This window comes from Micromonospora sp. NPDC127501 (assembly GCF_040302185.1).
In the GTDB taxonomy this organism is placed as follows: domain Bacteria; phylum Actinomycetota; class Actinomycetes; order Mycobacteriales; family Micromonosporaceae; genus Micromonospora.
In genome coordinates, this window is the sequence record NZ_JBEORJ010000016.1 from 59,170 (window position 1) to 71,660 (window position 12,491).

Genomic DNA, 12,491 nt, shown 5'->3' on the forward strand with positions numbered 1-12,491 from the left:
ACTGTCTCGGTTGGACTGATCAGCCGGCCAGACCGGCCACCGGGGTCGGGTCCAGCACCACCGTCGCCGAAGCGGACTGCGGAGGTACGCCCGGGTCGGTCGGGGCGTCGGTGTACTCCGCGACGAACACCGCGGTCAGGTTGTCCGCGCCGCTGTGCCCACCGTCCAGGAAGGTGGGAATGGTCCCAGAGCAACCCGTCGAGGTGGAGAGCGGGTGACCGTGCTCATCGTGCCCGAGCACATAGGTGACCTTCACCCGGGAGCAGTCCACCGGCAGATCGTCGGTGACCTTCACCTCGTACGCGACCGTCTGCCCGAACTGGAACGGCTGCCCGGCCTCCGGGGCGACGAACTCGACGACCGGCGCGGTCGGCCCGACCACCAGCGGCAGGGACGCCGAGGCGGACCGTCCGGTGCGGTCGGTGACCTTCAACGTCGGCGTGTACGAGCCGTTCTCCGGGAACGTCCAGCTCGCGTTCGGAGCGGTGCTGTCCACCGAGCCGTCCGCGTTGAAGTCCCACGCGTAGCTGAGCTTGTCACCGTCCGGGTCGGTCGTGCCGGCGCTGGAGAACGCGACGGTCAGCGGAGCCTGCCCGACGGTCGGGGTGCCACTGATCTTCGGGATCGGCGTCCGGTTGCCCCGGACGAAGTCGATCCGGGACAGCTGCGCGTCCGGGTTCTCGGCGAAGTAGCCGTCGCCGTACTCCAGGACGTAGAGCGCGCCGTCCGGGCCGAACTCCATGTCCATCGGGTTGTCCACCACCAGCGACGGCGCCACCGGACGGATGTCCGTCACGTCGCCGTCCTCGTCCAGGCGGAACTCCTTGATGTAGTCGCGGGACCACTCGTAGAACAGCGGGACCCCGTCGTAGTAGGCCGGCCAGCGAGTGCGCGACGTGCTGGTCCCGTCGTAGTCGTACGCCGGGCCACCCATCGGAGAGATGCCGCCGGTGCCCAGCTGCGGGAACTCGGCCGAGGGGGCGGCCGCGTACCAGACCTCCGGCTGCTCGACCGGCGGCAGCACGCGCTTGCCGGTGTTGTGCGGTGAGTCGTTGACCGGGCGGTTGCAGTTGAACTTGGCGCCGGACTCGCCGGTGGCGAAGTCGTAGTCACGGTAGGCGATCGTCGGCGTCACGCAGTACGGCCAGCCGTAGTTCGCCGGCTTGTCGACGAGCATCCACCGGCCGTGACCGGCCGGGCCGCGCTCCGGGTTCGGGTTGGAGGCGTCCGGCGAGTAGTCGCCGACGTACACGTTGTCGGTACGCCTGTCCACGGCGAACCGGAACGCGTTGCGCAGCCCCATCGCGTAGATCTCCGGGCGGGTCTGCGCCGTGCCCGGCTTGAACAGGTTGCCCGCCGGCACCGTGTAACCACCACCGGCCTTCACCTTGATACGCAGCAGCTTGCCACGCAGGTCGTTGGTGTTGGCCGAGGTGCGCTGGGCGTCGTACGCCGGGTGACGGTCGGCCCGCTCGTCGATCGGAATGTAACCGTCGGACGCGAACGGGTTGGTGTCGTCACCGGTCGACAGGTACAGGTTGCCCTTGCTGTCGAAGTCGATCTGGCCGCCGACGTGGCAGCAGATGCCCCGGTCGGTCGGCACGTCGATGATCTGCTGCTCGCTGGCGAGGTTCAGCTTCGTCCCGTCCAGCTTGAACCGGGACAGCCGCAGCGCGCCCTTGAACCGCTGCCAGTCCGCCTCGGTGCCGGTCTCCGGGGCGTCCCCCTCGTTGACGCCGGGAGTCGCCGGGTCGTCCACCGGAGTGTCCATCGGCGGCGAGTAGTAGAGGTACACCCACTTGTTCTGGGCGAAGTTCGGGTCGATGGCGACGCCCTGCAACCCCTCCTCGTCGTGCTCGTACACCGGAATGTCGGCGGCGAGGGTGTTCAGCCCGGTGCGCGGGTCGTGGATGCGGACCTCACCGGTACGGGAGGTGTGCAGCACCCGCAGGTCGGGCAGGACGGCGAGGCTCATCGGCTCGCCCGGGAAGTCGTTCAGTGTCACTTTCTGGAAGCTGCTGTCCGGCGGCGCGGCCGGCGCTGCGGACGCTGCCGACGGTGGTACGGCCAGGCCGGCCGTCACCAGCAGCAGGGCGGACGCGAATGCGGTCCTGTTCATCAGGTGAGTCCCCCGGGGTTGTTTCAGTACCGAAGTGAAGCGAGATAGTCGAAGCCGACGCGAGCGGTGTCCAGGGCGTCGGCGGGGGAGCGCGGCGCGGTGCCCGCGTCGTCACGCTCCACGATGTACTCCTCGATGCCGGCCTCACGCTCGTGGGCGAAGATGCGGCCGAAATCGATGACACCGTCGCCGAGGTCGGCGAAACCACCCTCGACGTCGAGGTCCTTGACGTGCACCTGCCGGATCCGACCGCGGTTGGCCCGGATCACGTCGACCGGGTCGTGGGCACCCCGCCAGGTCCAGTAGAGGTCGAGCTCGAAGTGGACCAGCCGGGAATCGGTCTGTGAGCTGAGGATGTCGAACCCGGTCGAGCCGCCGGTCAGCGGAACGAACTCGAGCTGGTGGTTGTGGTAGCCGAAGTCGAGCCCCGCGCGTTCGGCGAGCCGACCGGCGCGGTTCAGGTCCCGGGCCAGGGCCCGGTAGACGGCGGGGTCCCGGATCGGCTGGCCGCTCGCGTCCCGACCGAAGTACGGGTGGACGATCTTCTTGCAGCCCACCACGTTGGCGTCGGCGAGAGCCTGCTCCCAGGTGGCGGCGTCGAACGGCTGCGGGATGCCGACGTGCCCGGAGGTGGAACGCAGCCCGGCCTCGTCGAGCGCGGCCCGGAACTGTGCGGCGGTGCGTCCGACGAAACCGGCGTGCTCCACCCGCCGGTAGCCGATCCGGCGCAGCGCGTCCAGGGTGCCGGGCAGGTCGGCGGCGAGCTGATCACGCAGCGTGTAGAGCTGAATGCTGATCCGGTCCACCGGCACCCGGCGGCGGCCCTGGGCCTGCCCGGTGGAAGCGGCCGGCGCGGCGACGGCCGGGCCGCCGAGCAGACCGGCGGCACCGACAGCGGCCGCGGAGACGGTCGCGGCGCGCAGCACTCCACGCCGGCTGACCGGCTCGGACGCCGGTGTCGGCCCCGGTCGGTTGAGTTGTTGATCCATGGTGGTGGTCCCTTCCTGACGGCTGGGACGCCGTCGGCGGCGGTCGACCTGACTGCCGTCCGCCGGGCGCGCCGAACCGGCCGGAGGCGGGCTCCGGCTGGACGGTGAGGGACGGCGCGGGTGCGGCCCGGACCCATCGGGAGCGGAACGCGGCGACCCGGCAGAGGTGGCGGCAAGTTGATCGACGAATGGGCAACCCTCTATCTAGATCGAGACCTTACCCTTGCCCCCGGACGAAGGCAAAGCTTTGTCGTGTTCGCCGGAAGTTTCGCTTCAACTGACAAAAGTCTGTCCACGAGGTGCGCCACCCGGCCTGACCTTCTACTTCCCGTGTCCACCACGCCCCGCGATTCGCCCGGCCTGGTTCGGGCTGGTCGGCGTCGCCTCCCCACGCGACCGATGCCCTTGCCGGGTGCGCACCGAGCCCACCCCCGGTGCCACCACCGCGCCATTCGGACAGTCGACGTCGCGTCGCTCAAGCGGAGCAAAACGCATGACACGGGTCGCTTGAACCCCTGTCCCGTCCAAGTGGAGCATTGTCGGAAAATGCGTCAATAAATGCGAAGCCGATTATTTCTGAATGCCGCGAATGGTCCCCTCAAGCGGGCAAGAATGTGGCGGAGGGAAGTCGAAAACGGGGGGACTGAAACATGACGTTCAGGCGGCGATTGACGCTGTTGACGGTAACCATCGCAGCGGCACCACTCGTCCTGGGTGCGTGCACCGCCGACCGGGGTTCGGCGACCGGTTCGGCCAAGAAGCACGCCGCCCCACCGGAACTCGCCGTGACGCCGGGGGACAAGGCCCGGGACGTCCCGGTCAGCGCCGAGGTGGGCACCGTGGTCAAGGGCGGGCGGGTCACCGGCGTGCGCCTCACCGACGACAAGGGCAAGCAGGTCAACGCCGAGCCACGCGAGGACGGCTCCGGCTGGGTGCCGAGCGCCCCGCTGCAACCACGACGGACCTACACCGCCGAGGTGACCGCGACCGGCGACTCCGGTGCCACCACCACCCGCACCACCACGTTCACGACGATGGACAAATCGACCAAGCCGCAGATCACCAGCACCCTCTATTTCAACGGCAATCGGACGTACGGCACGGCGATGCCGGTAACGGTGGCGTTCGACCCAGGAATTCCGAAAGAGGCCAGGGCGGATGTGCAGCGGCGGTTGTTCGTGAAGACCAATCCACCGCAACCGGGCACCTGGTCGTGGCTCGAGGACGGAAGCCAGGTCTATTACCGGGCCCCCGATTTCTGGAAGCCCGGGACCACCATCAGCGTCCGGGCCGGTCTGGAGGGTCTGCCGATCGGAAAGAAACTGGTCGGCGACGCCGAGCGGACCGCGACCTCCAAGATCGGACGGCAGGTCTCGCTGGAGATCGACAACGCCACCAAGCAGATGACCGTGCTGCGCGACGGCAAGCAGGTGCGCCGGATCCCGGTCAGCCTGGGCAAGCCGAGCACGCCGAGTTCCAGCGGCAAGATGGTGATCATGGAGAAGCACGAGCGGGTCACCTTCGACACCCGCGGTGAGCCGGACGGCGGCTACGTCGTCGACGTCGACGACGCCCAGCGCTACACCTGGGGCGGCGAGTTCATCCACTCCGCCCCCTGGTCGGAGGGGGACCAGGGCAACACCAACGTCTCGCACGGTTGCGCGAACGTCTCCGCCACCGCCGCCGACTGGCTGATGGGGGTGACGCAGGTTGGTGACCTCGTCACCGTCAAGGGCACCGAGGTGGAGTTGCAGCCGGGCAACGGCTGGACCGCATGGAACGTCAGCTGGGACGAGTTCGTCCGGGGCAGCGCCCTGCCGGTGCCGCCCGGGCTCAAGCCCGCGCCGGTCGCCCCGGTGCACCCGGGCGCGGTGGCCGGCGGATCGCCCGCACCGGCGCCCTCGGTCAGCGGCCGCTGAGACACCACTGACGGCAGGACAGGGCCGGCCCGCCATGACGGCGGACCGGCCCTGTCGCCGCCCGCCCAGCCCGTCACACCAGGGGTACCCGGGCGGGGACCGGCCCTGTCGCCGCCGTGGCCATCACTCCAGGGGTACGCGGGCCACCCCGGACCCGGTCAGGCTGCCCAGCCACAGGTGGTCGCCGTGCTGGCGTACCCCGGTGATCATCGAGTAGTGCCCGTTCGGACCGTGCAGCGTCCGGCGGACCGTTCCCGCGTCGTCGACCAGCGCGACCAGCCCGTAGCGGCGTGGCTGCGGCTGCATCGCGTCGGGGAGCAGGGCGGCGATCTGGCGCAGCCGCGGATGGGGCAGCAGCCGTTCGGCGATCGGCACCCGAGGGCTGGGCAGCGCGATCCAGTACGTCCCGTCGCCCACCGAGGCGAGATTGTCCGGGTACGCGGGCAGGTCGGCGAGGACCCGCACGCCGCCGCTGAGCTCGACGCGCAGCAGGCGGTGGGTGCTGGTCTCCACCAGCATCAGCGCCGACTCGTCCGGGGTCAGCGCGATCCCGTTGGGGAAGTACAGTCCGTCGGTCACCACCTCGGTGCGGCCGCTGCCCGGATGGTGGGCCAGCACCCGACCGTTGGGGCGGTGCTCCAGCAGGTCCCGCTTCCAGTGCGAGACCGGGAACCGGTCGGAGCTGTCGGTGAAGTAGATGGTGCCGTCCCGGCCCACCGTCGCGTTGTTGGCCAGGTGCACCGGGGGTGCCGTTCCGGTCAGTTCGCGTACCGCGCCGTCCGGGGTGACCCGCAGCAACCCGCGGTACGCGTCGCAGACCACCAGGGCCTCACCGGACGGGTCCAGCTCGATGCCGAGCGGACGGCCCCCGGTCTCGGCCAGCAGTTGGGGTGGGGTGCCGGCCAGCGCGTCGACCGGCCACCACCAGAGCCGGCCGTCCTCGTCGCCACTGATCACCCGGCCGGAGAGGTCGACCAGCACGTCCTCGGGGCCGACGGCGCCCGCGGGGAGGGGTAGCAACTCGGCCTGGTCGAGCCGGCGGTCGGCGGGGGCCCATGCCCCGGCCAGCGCCGGAGGGCTGGTCGCCGGCTCGCGGACGGGGCGGATCAGCCGGGGCGGCCGGGGCCGGGGGATCAGCATCGGCCTATTCTCCACCCGAATGGCGGCCGACCCCCGGGTTGCCAGCGCGCGGCGCGCCGCCCGGGCCCCTGACTCCACCCCGAGAGGGAGGTGGAGAGCCTCGGGGTATGCCCCTGGGCGTACCCGGAATCACTCCGCGGAGGGGCGAAAGTGTCGGTGGTGGCGGCTAGATTTCTGGGCATGGAAGAGCACAGCGACCGGCTCGACGTGCAGGTCAGCGTGGGTGACCAGATGGTCCTCGTGCGGGTGGCCGGCGAGGTCGACATCGCCACGGTGGCCGCGTTCCGGTCCGCGCTGTGGTCCGCGCCGGCCCGCCCGGTGCTTCAACTGGAGATGTCCGGGCTGCGGCTGCTCTCCGCCGCCGGGGTCCGCGCGCTGCTCGCCGCGCATCTGCGCGTGCGGGCCCGCGGTGGCGAGCTGGTTCTGGTCGACCCGGGCCCGGTGGTGGCGCGGGTGCTGCGCGTCAGCGGGCTGCACCGCGTGATGCCGATCCTGGAGCCGGGCGCGGCGATCGAGGCCGCTCGTCGCCCGCTGGCCGCGGCCACCGACCTGCAACTGGTCGCCTGACCCCGGTCGACGAGGTGGTGCGCGGGGCCGCCGGCGTGGGCCGGCGACCCCGACGTTGGGTCAGCGCACGCCGAGCAGGTCGACGACGAAGATCAGCGTCTCGCCCGGCTTGATGACGCCGGCGGCGCCCCGGTCGCCGTACCCCAGGTGCGGCGGGATGGTCAGCCGGCGGCGACCGCCGACCCGCATGCCCACGACGCCCTGGTCCCAGCCGGCGATGACCTGGCCGCCGCCGAGCGGAAAGTCGAACGCCTCGCCCCGGTTCCACGACGAGTCGAACTCGCCGCCCGTGGAGTGCGACACGCCGACGTAGTGCACGCTGACCAACTGGCCCGGCTCGGCCTGCGGGCCGTCGCCCACGGTGATGTCCTCGATCACGAGGTCGGCCGGCGGTGCACCCTCGATCGGACCAACCTCGGGCTTGCCCGACTGGGCGCCTGCTGCCTGGGTCATGCGGGGATCTCCTGCCGTGTTGGGTGAAGTGTCCGGTCACCGTCGATCCTGCCGGATCACCCCTCACCGATGTGCGGCGGACCCGCAACCTGCCCAGCGGCCCCATCCGCCGGTCGTGCACCGACGGTCCCGGCGGCGCTCCGGGCCCGGGCGGTGGGACGACGACTCGGCGGGCGTCACCGGTGCTGGTGACGCCCGCCGTGAGGGGGTGTGCGGTGGTTCACCGGAGCCAGGGCGTCCGCCGGACGATCGGCAGTGCCGCCCACACCCGGCCGAGGCCCCAGGTGTCGCCGGCGTTGACCAGCGCCAGGACCGCCAGCACCGCCGCGTAGATCAGGTGGTCGTCCATGAAGGGGTTGTTCTCCGGAGGCAGGACGGCGGTCCACATCATGACCAACAGCAGCCCACCGGCGACGGCGGCGACCCGCATGCCGATGCCGAGCAGCAGGGCGGCACCGATCCCGGCCAGGCCGGCCATGAAGAGCCAGTCCGCCCAGGCGGCACCGGCGATCCCGGCGTAGAGATCCTTGAACGGGCCGGTCACGCCGAAGGTCAGGAATCCCTTGGTGGGGCTGCCCCCGTTGATCCAGGCGTTCTTCGATTCGGTGGCCATTCCGAGGCCGAACATCTTGTCGATGAAGGCCCAGAGGAAGATCCAGCCCAGTGCCAGCCGGGTGCCGGCCAGGATGTACCGGACGGCCCGCTCGTGAGCGGTGCCGGCCTTGGCGGCGGTGTTCTCGGCGGTGGCCTGCTCGATCGTCGCGGTCATGGTCTCCACGTCCCTTCTCAGCTTCGCACCGCGCTTCCCGGTGGCATCTCCAGTGGACGCCCACGGCGTTCTGCACGGCAGGGCCGACAGACCGCAACGGCCCGGGACGTTCGACCCCCTCAGGACCCGGCCCGGTGGCCCTGCCGACGGTCGGCGCCCGGACGTAGCGTCCGAGATGGACCACGAGAGGGAGGCCGTGATGAGGACCTGGCAGGTGGGTGACGTGATGACCCGGGAGGTCGAGACCGTGCTGGCCGAGACCCCGTACCGGGAGGTGGTCGACGTGCTGTTGCGCCGCGGCGTCAGCGCGGTGCCGGTGATCGACGACTTTCGTCGGGTGCTGGGGGTGGTGTCCGAGGCCGACCTGCTGCACCGGATCGAGCGCGCCGGTGAGCCGGCGCTGCGACGAGTCTTCGAGAGCCGCCGGCGCGTTGCCCGGGCCAAGAGCGCGGCGCTGCTGGCCGGCGACCTGATGACCGCACCGGCGGTCACCACGAACCCGGAGGCTCCGCTGTCCGCCGCCGCCCGGCTGATGGACCGCGAGCAGGTCAAGCGCCTTCCGGTGCTGGACGACCTCGGCCGGCTGATCGGCATCGTCAGTCGTGCCGACCTGCTGCGGGTGCACCTGCGCTCGGACGCCGAGATTCGTGAGGACGTGGTGCAGGAGGTGCTTCGGCGGGTGCTCGCCGTGCAGGACGGACTGGTCACGGTCGAGGTCCGCCACGGTGATGTGACCCTGGCCGGTCGACTGGACCGCCGCTCCGCCGTCGACCTCGCCGGACGACTCGCGGGGCAGGTCAGTGGCGTCGTACGGGTCACCAACGCGATCGCCTACGACGCCGACGACACGGTTGTCGACCTCGGTCAGGTGATGCCGGTCGCCTGAGGGCGGGCTGCCCCCGCCCGGCGCGGAGCCTGAGCCACCGACGCCGGCCGCTGTTCGCCGCCGGATCGCCGTCCTGACGCCCGACCCGACTTCGCCGGACCGCCCGATGTCGGGTCGGGCGCTCACCTAGGCTCGGAACAGGCCGGTCGGCCTGGTGACGGCGGTGCGCGGTGGTCGATGCGGAGGGCGCCGGTGGCTGAGGCGACGGTCGCGGTCCCGCTCTGGGCCTGGGCGGCGGTCGGCGCGGTGATCGCGGTGATGCTCGCCGTGGATGTGCTCCTGCACCGGGACAACCACGTCATCGAGCTCCGCGAGGCGCTGCTGTGGAGCGCCGTCTGGATCGGCGCGGGTCTGCTGTTCGGGTTGGTCGTCTGGTGGGGCCTCGGCGGTGACCCGGCCATCGCGTACTTCTCCGGCTACCTGCTGGAGAAGGCGCTCTCGGTCGACAACGTGTTCGTCTTCGCGCTGCTCTTCGGCTACTTCCAGGTGCCGCCGGGCTACCAGCACAAGGTGCTGTTCTGGGGTGTCGTGGGGGCACTCGTCTTCCGGTTGCTGTTCATCTTCGCCGGTGCCGAGTTGCTGGACCGGCTCGCCTGGGCCGGGTTCGTGCTGGGCGCGTTCCTGATCTGGACCGGCTGGCGGCTGGCCGTACGCGGAAAGCCGGACGTCGACCCCGAACGCAACGTCGTGGTCCGGCTGTTCCGGCGGCTGGTGCCCACTGACGCCCGCTACCACGGCGACCGGTTCACCGCCCGGGTGGCCGGTCGACGGGTGGCGACGTTGCTGCTGGTCGCGCTCGTCGCCATCGAGGCCACCGACGTGGTCTTCGCCATCGACTCGGTGGCGGCGATCCTTGCCATCACCACAAACACCTTCCTGGTCTGGACGGCCACCGCGTTCGCCGTCCTGGGTCTGCGCAGCCTCTACTTCTGCCTCGCCGGCCTGTTGCGCCACTTCGGCTACCTGCGGTACGGGTTGGCGCTGCTACTGGCCTTCGCCGGGCTCAAGCTGATTCTCGCCGAGACGCCGGTGGGCAAGCTGCCGGTCTGGTTGACCCTGGCCGTGGTGCTGCTGACCCTGACGGTCTCCATCGGCGCCAGCACCCTGGCCGCCCGCCGCCGAACCGACGGCTGAGGCGCCGGGCCGCTGGCTGAGGCGCCGGGCCGCATCCCGACCGCCGGGCGGCGGCCGGGGTCAGCCGGCCAGCACCGGCTGGGACAGCTGGTCGGCGAGCAGCGCGGGCGCCTCGGCCAGGGACGGGCCGTACCAGGTGAGGTGCCGCCCGGAGAGCAGGGCACACGGTACGCCGGGGAACGCCTCCGGCCCGTCGTCGGCGGTGAACCGGTACGGCTCGTCGGGCAGCACCACCAGGTCGGGTTCTCGTTCGCGTAGTTCGGTGAGGGTCGGGCGGGGATAGCGCTCGGGGTGCTCGTCGTAGGCGTTGACCACGCCGAGGCGGCGCAGCACGTCACCGGCGAACGTGTCGCCGCCGAGCACCACCCACGGCCGACGCCAGACCGGCACCACCGCGCGGCGGGCCGTCGTCAGCCGGGGTGGTGTGGCCCACGCCCGCCGGGCGGACCGCAGCCAGGCCGGCTCCGTCGGCGTACCCAGTTCGGTGAGCAGGTCGCCCAGCTCGGTCAACGCGCCGGGAACGGTCCGCGGATAGGTGACCCGCACCGGTACGCCGGCCGCCCGTAGCGCCTCCGCGTCGGCCCGGCGGTTCTCCTCGACGTTCAGCAGCACCACGTCCGGACGCAGCGCGCGCACCCGGTCCAGATCGGGGTACTTGCTGCCGCCGACCCGGGCAACGTCGAGCCCGGCGGGTGGCTGCACCAGTCGGTGGCCCCGACCAGCGCTCCCGGCAGGGTCAGCGCCACCGCCTCGGTCAGGGACGGCACCAGCGACACCACCCGCACCCGCGTACCTCCGTTCGCCGCCGACACCGATCATGCCCCGCGGGTTGGCGTCGGGTCAGGGGTGGCCGGGCTCGATGCGGGCGGTCACGTCGAGGTGCGCGGGCTGGCAGTCGGTGGTCGCCGCGAATCGGCGGACCGCGGCGCGAACGTGCTCGCGTACACCGGCGGTCGGCGCGTCGGCGGTGAGGTCCACCCGGATCCACACGTCGGGGTGCGGTGGCGCGCCGGTGAGCACCACCCGGGCCCGGCGTACCCCGGGGTTGCCGGTCAGGTCGCGGGCCAGCGCGTCGGCGAGAACGTCGGTGGCCAGCCGGGTCCGGCCCGGCCGACGTCCGGGGTGGCTCAGGGTGCCGCGCAGCCTGCCGTCCGGGCCCCGCAGCTCCCGGGTCAGCAGGCGTTGCCCGGCCAGCGCGAACAGCGCTCCGGCGACGGCCGCGGCCAGGGTGCTCCACGGCGCGGCCCTCCGCCACTGGTCGACCAGGTCGGCGCTGAGAAGCACCGCCGCCGGGTCAGCGCCGGGCAACGTGCCGAGGCTGGCCGTCAGCGCCGCCGCGCCGCCCGCGACCAGCAGCAGCGCGATGATGGTCCACAGCAGTCGGTGCCCGGCGTTGGTCACGCCGGCCGTCGCCGGGGCAGCAGCCGGACGTCGATCCGGGCGGGGCGGGGTGCGGTGAGGTGGCGCAACTCCTGGTGCACGGCGAACTCGATCTCCGCCCGGGCCGCCGGGTCACCGGTCGCGCGGACCCGGGGGCGCCACTGGCCGCCGCGCCGCCGGACCCGGACCCGGGCGCGGCGCACGCCCGGCACCGCGCTGGCGGCGTCAGCGAGCCGCCGTTCCACACAGCGCCGGTGCAGGTACCAGCCGTCGCGCTCGTCGGCGCACAGGCGGACCGGCGTCCAGCGGCGCAGCTGGGCGACGAGGATGGCCAGGCCCAGCAGGAGAGCTCCGCCGGCCACGGCCCGGACGGCGGGGTCGCGCCACCGGGTGCCGCTCAGCGCGTCGAGCCAACCGCTGGTGTCCAGCGGTGTCGGTCGGTGCAGGGTGAGCAGCAACGCCTGGACGGCCGCCGCGGCGCCACCGAGTAGCAGAGCGGTGGCCAGCAGCATCGAGGCGACCCGGTTGGCGGTGCGCATCTCAGCCGTCCTCCGGTGTGGCGGTGCCGACGCCGGAGGAGTCGACGCCGGGAACGAGCAGGTCGTCCACGGTGACGGTCACCACCGCCACGCTGAGCCCGGTCTGGGCGGCCACCTGCTCGGTGACCACCGCCCGGACCGTCTCGGCGATCGTCGGCACGCTGTGCCCGTACCAGGTGATGAGGTGCAGGTCGAGTCCGACGGACTGGTCATCCAGGCGGACCGCCGCCGGGCGGACGACGGACACGCCCGGCACGAGGCTGGCCGCCTGCACCGCGATCCGCGCGACGTCCGCCGTGTCGCTCGGGCGGCGCTCGGGACCGGTCGTCCCGGCGGCCAGTCCGGTGCCGGGGTTCGGCCCCGCAGACGGGCGGGTGGTCATTGGCGCCGCCGAGCGTCGGCGCGGCGGTCGCCGAGCCCGGTCACCGCGAGGTCGCCGTCGAGCACCCGGACGACCAGCCAACCGAGCAGGCCGGCGAGCACGGCCAGGGCGGCCACGCCGGCGCCGGCGAGCGCCCAGACCGCCACGGCGAGGAACCCGGCGAGGAAGCCGAACTGCTGTCGCGACATGGTCACCTCCGGGCCGGTCCGGTACC

Annotated in this window: 13 protein-coding genes and 1 pseudogene; 4 read left to right on the plus strand and 10 right to left on the minus strand. The window is 72.2% G+C overall.

Going from position 1 to position 12,491, the window contains the following annotated elements; all coding sequences use genetic code 11:
• Positions 1-19: 19 nt before the first annotated feature.
• A complete protein-coding gene (locus ABTW72_RS29165) occupies positions 20-2,119 on the minus strand; it encodes a PQQ-dependent sugar dehydrogenase (RefSeq protein ID WP_350864136.1) in 2,100 nt (699 codons plus the stop codon).
• 23 nt (positions 2,120-2,142) lie between these two features.
• Entirely contained in the window at positions 2,143-3,108 is a 966-nt protein-coding gene (locus ABTW72_RS29170; protein WP_091397722.1) for a sugar phosphate isomerase/epimerase family protein, read from the minus strand.
• Between the two features lie 650 nt (positions 3,109-3,758).
• Between ABTW72_RS29170 and ABTW72_RS29175 the strand changes: the two genes are divergently transcribed.
• On the plus strand, positions 3,759-5,027 hold the full coding sequence (locus ABTW72_RS29175; RefSeq protein WP_350864138.1) for a L,D-transpeptidase: 1,269 nt from the start codon (positions 3,759-3,761) through the stop codon (positions 5,025-5,027).
• A 123-nt stretch (positions 5,028-5,150) separates the two neighbouring features.
• On the opposite strand, the gene ABTW72_RS29180 is transcribed toward ABTW72_RS29175, so the two are convergent.
• On the minus strand, positions 5,151-6,167 hold the full coding sequence (locus ABTW72_RS29180) for an SMP-30/gluconolactonase/LRE family protein (protein WP_350864140.1): 1,017 nt from the start codon (positions 6,165-6,167) through the stop codon (positions 5,151-5,153).
• Between the two features lie 180 nt (positions 6,168-6,347).
• On the opposite strand from ABTW72_RS29180, the gene ABTW72_RS29185 reads away from it, so the two are divergent.
• Entirely contained in the window at positions 6,348-6,734 is a 387-nt protein-coding gene (locus tag ABTW72_RS29185; protein WP_350864142.1) for an STAS domain-containing protein, read from the plus strand.
• Between the two features lie 60 nt (positions 6,735-6,794).
• On the opposite strand, the gene ABTW72_RS29190 is transcribed toward ABTW72_RS29185, so the two are convergent.
• Both ABTW72_RS29190 and ABTW72_RS29195 read right to left on the minus strand, forming a co-directional pair.
• Positions 6,795-7,187, minus strand: a complete 393-nt coding sequence (locus tag ABTW72_RS29190; RefSeq protein ID WP_350864144.1) for an FKBP-type peptidyl-prolyl cis-trans isomerase — start codon at positions 7,185-7,187, stop codon at positions 6,795-6,797.
• 220 nt (positions 7,188-7,407) lie between these two features.
• Positions 7,408-7,965 (minus strand): hypothetical protein, encoded by a 558-nt coding sequence (locus ABTW72_RS29195; RefSeq protein WP_350864146.1) that lies wholly within the window; start codon positions 7,963-7,965, stop codon positions 7,408-7,410.
• 190 nt (positions 7,966-8,155) lie between these two features.
• Between ABTW72_RS29195 and ABTW72_RS29200 the strand changes: the two genes are divergently transcribed.
• The gene (locus ABTW72_RS29200) at positions 8,156-8,842 is read left to right on the plus strand and encodes a CBS domain-containing protein (RefSeq protein ID WP_350864148.1); all 687 of its coding nucleotides are present in this window, start codon (positions 8,156-8,158) and stop codon (positions 8,840-8,842) included.
• Positions 8,843-9,019: 177 nt separating this feature from the next.
• A complete protein-coding gene (locus ABTW72_RS29205) occupies positions 9,020-9,976 on the plus strand; it encodes a TerC/Alx family metal homeostasis membrane protein (RefSeq protein ID WP_502892264.1) in 957 nt (318 codons plus the stop codon).
• A gap of 60 nt (positions 9,977-10,036) precedes the next feature.
• Here ABTW72_RS29205 and ABTW72_RS29210 read toward each other — a convergent pair.
• The 5 genes and pseudogenes from ABTW72_RS29210 to ABTW72_RS29230 form a co-directional block, all read right to left on the minus strand.
• Positions 10,037-10,761: pseudogene (locus ABTW72_RS29210) on the minus strand (helical backbone metal receptor).
• Positions 10,762-10,816: 55 nt separating this feature from the next.
• Positions 10,817-11,377, minus strand: coding sequence for a hypothetical protein (locus ABTW72_RS29215; protein ID WP_350864152.1), 561 nt, complete (start codon positions 11,375-11,377; stop codon positions 10,817-10,819).
• A complete protein-coding gene (locus ABTW72_RS29220; protein ID WP_350864154.1) occupies positions 11,374-11,895 on the minus strand; it encodes a DUF6286 domain-containing protein in 522 nt (173 codons plus the stop codon). Before ABTW72_RS29220 ends, ABTW72_RS29215 begins: the two co-directional genes overlap by 4 nt.
• Before the next feature lies 1 nt (position 11,896).
• On the minus strand, positions 11,897-12,277 hold the full coding sequence (locus ABTW72_RS29225) for an Asp23/Gls24 family envelope stress response protein (protein WP_350864156.1): 381 nt from the start codon (positions 12,275-12,277) through the stop codon (positions 11,897-11,899).
• Positions 12,274-12,465, minus strand: coding sequence for a hypothetical protein (locus ABTW72_RS29230; RefSeq protein WP_350864158.1), 192 nt, complete (start codon positions 12,463-12,465; stop codon positions 12,274-12,276). Before ABTW72_RS29230 ends, ABTW72_RS29225 begins: the two co-directional genes overlap by 4 nt.
• Positions 12,466-12,491: the final 26 nt, after the last annotated feature.

Excerpts from the sequence above, each read along its gene's own strand:
- ABTW72_RS29220 (WP_350864154.1), bottom strand. The coding sequence starts at position 11,895 with ATGCGCACCGCCAACCGGGTCGCCTCGATGCTGCTGGCCACCGCTCTG.
- ABTW72_RS29200 (WP_350864148.1), top strand. The coding sequence starts at position 8,156 with ATGAGGACCTGGCAGGTGGGTGACGTGATGACCCGGGAGGTCGAGACC.
- ABTW72_RS29170 (WP_091397722.1), bottom strand. The coding sequence starts at position 3,108 with ATGGATCAACAACTCAACCGACCGGGGCCGACACCGGCGTCCGAGCCG.
- ABTW72_RS29190 (WP_350864144.1), bottom strand. The coding sequence starts at position 7,187 with ATGACCCAGGCAGCAGGCGCCCAGTCGGGCAAGCCCGAGGTTGGTCCG.
- ABTW72_RS29230 (WP_350864158.1), bottom strand. The coding sequence starts at position 12,465 with ATGTCGCGACAGCAGTTCGGCTTCCTCGCCGGGTTCCTCGCCGTGGCG.
- ABTW72_RS29185 (WP_350864142.1), top strand. The coding sequence starts at position 6,348 with ATGGAAGAGCACAGCGACCGGCTCGACGTGCAGGTCAGCGTGGGTGAC.
- ABTW72_RS29205 (WP_502892264.1), top strand. The coding sequence starts at position 9,020 with ATGCGGAGGGCGCCGGTGGCTGAGGCGACGGTCGCGGTCCCGCTCTGG.
- ABTW72_RS29175 (WP_350864138.1), top strand. The coding sequence starts at position 3,759 with ATGACGTTCAGGCGGCGATTGACGCTGTTGACGGTAACCATCGCAGCG.
- ABTW72_RS29180 (WP_350864140.1), bottom strand. The coding sequence starts at position 6,167 with ATGCTGATCCCCCGGCCCCGGCCGCCCCGGCTGATCCGCCCCGTCCGC.
- ABTW72_RS29225 (WP_350864156.1), bottom strand. The coding sequence starts at position 12,277 with ATGACCACCCGCCCGTCTGCGGGGCCGAACCCCGGCACCGGACTGGCC.
- ABTW72_RS29165 (WP_350864136.1), bottom strand. The coding sequence starts at position 2,119 with ATGAACAGGACCGCATTCGCGTCCGCCCTGCTGCTGGTGACGGCCGGC.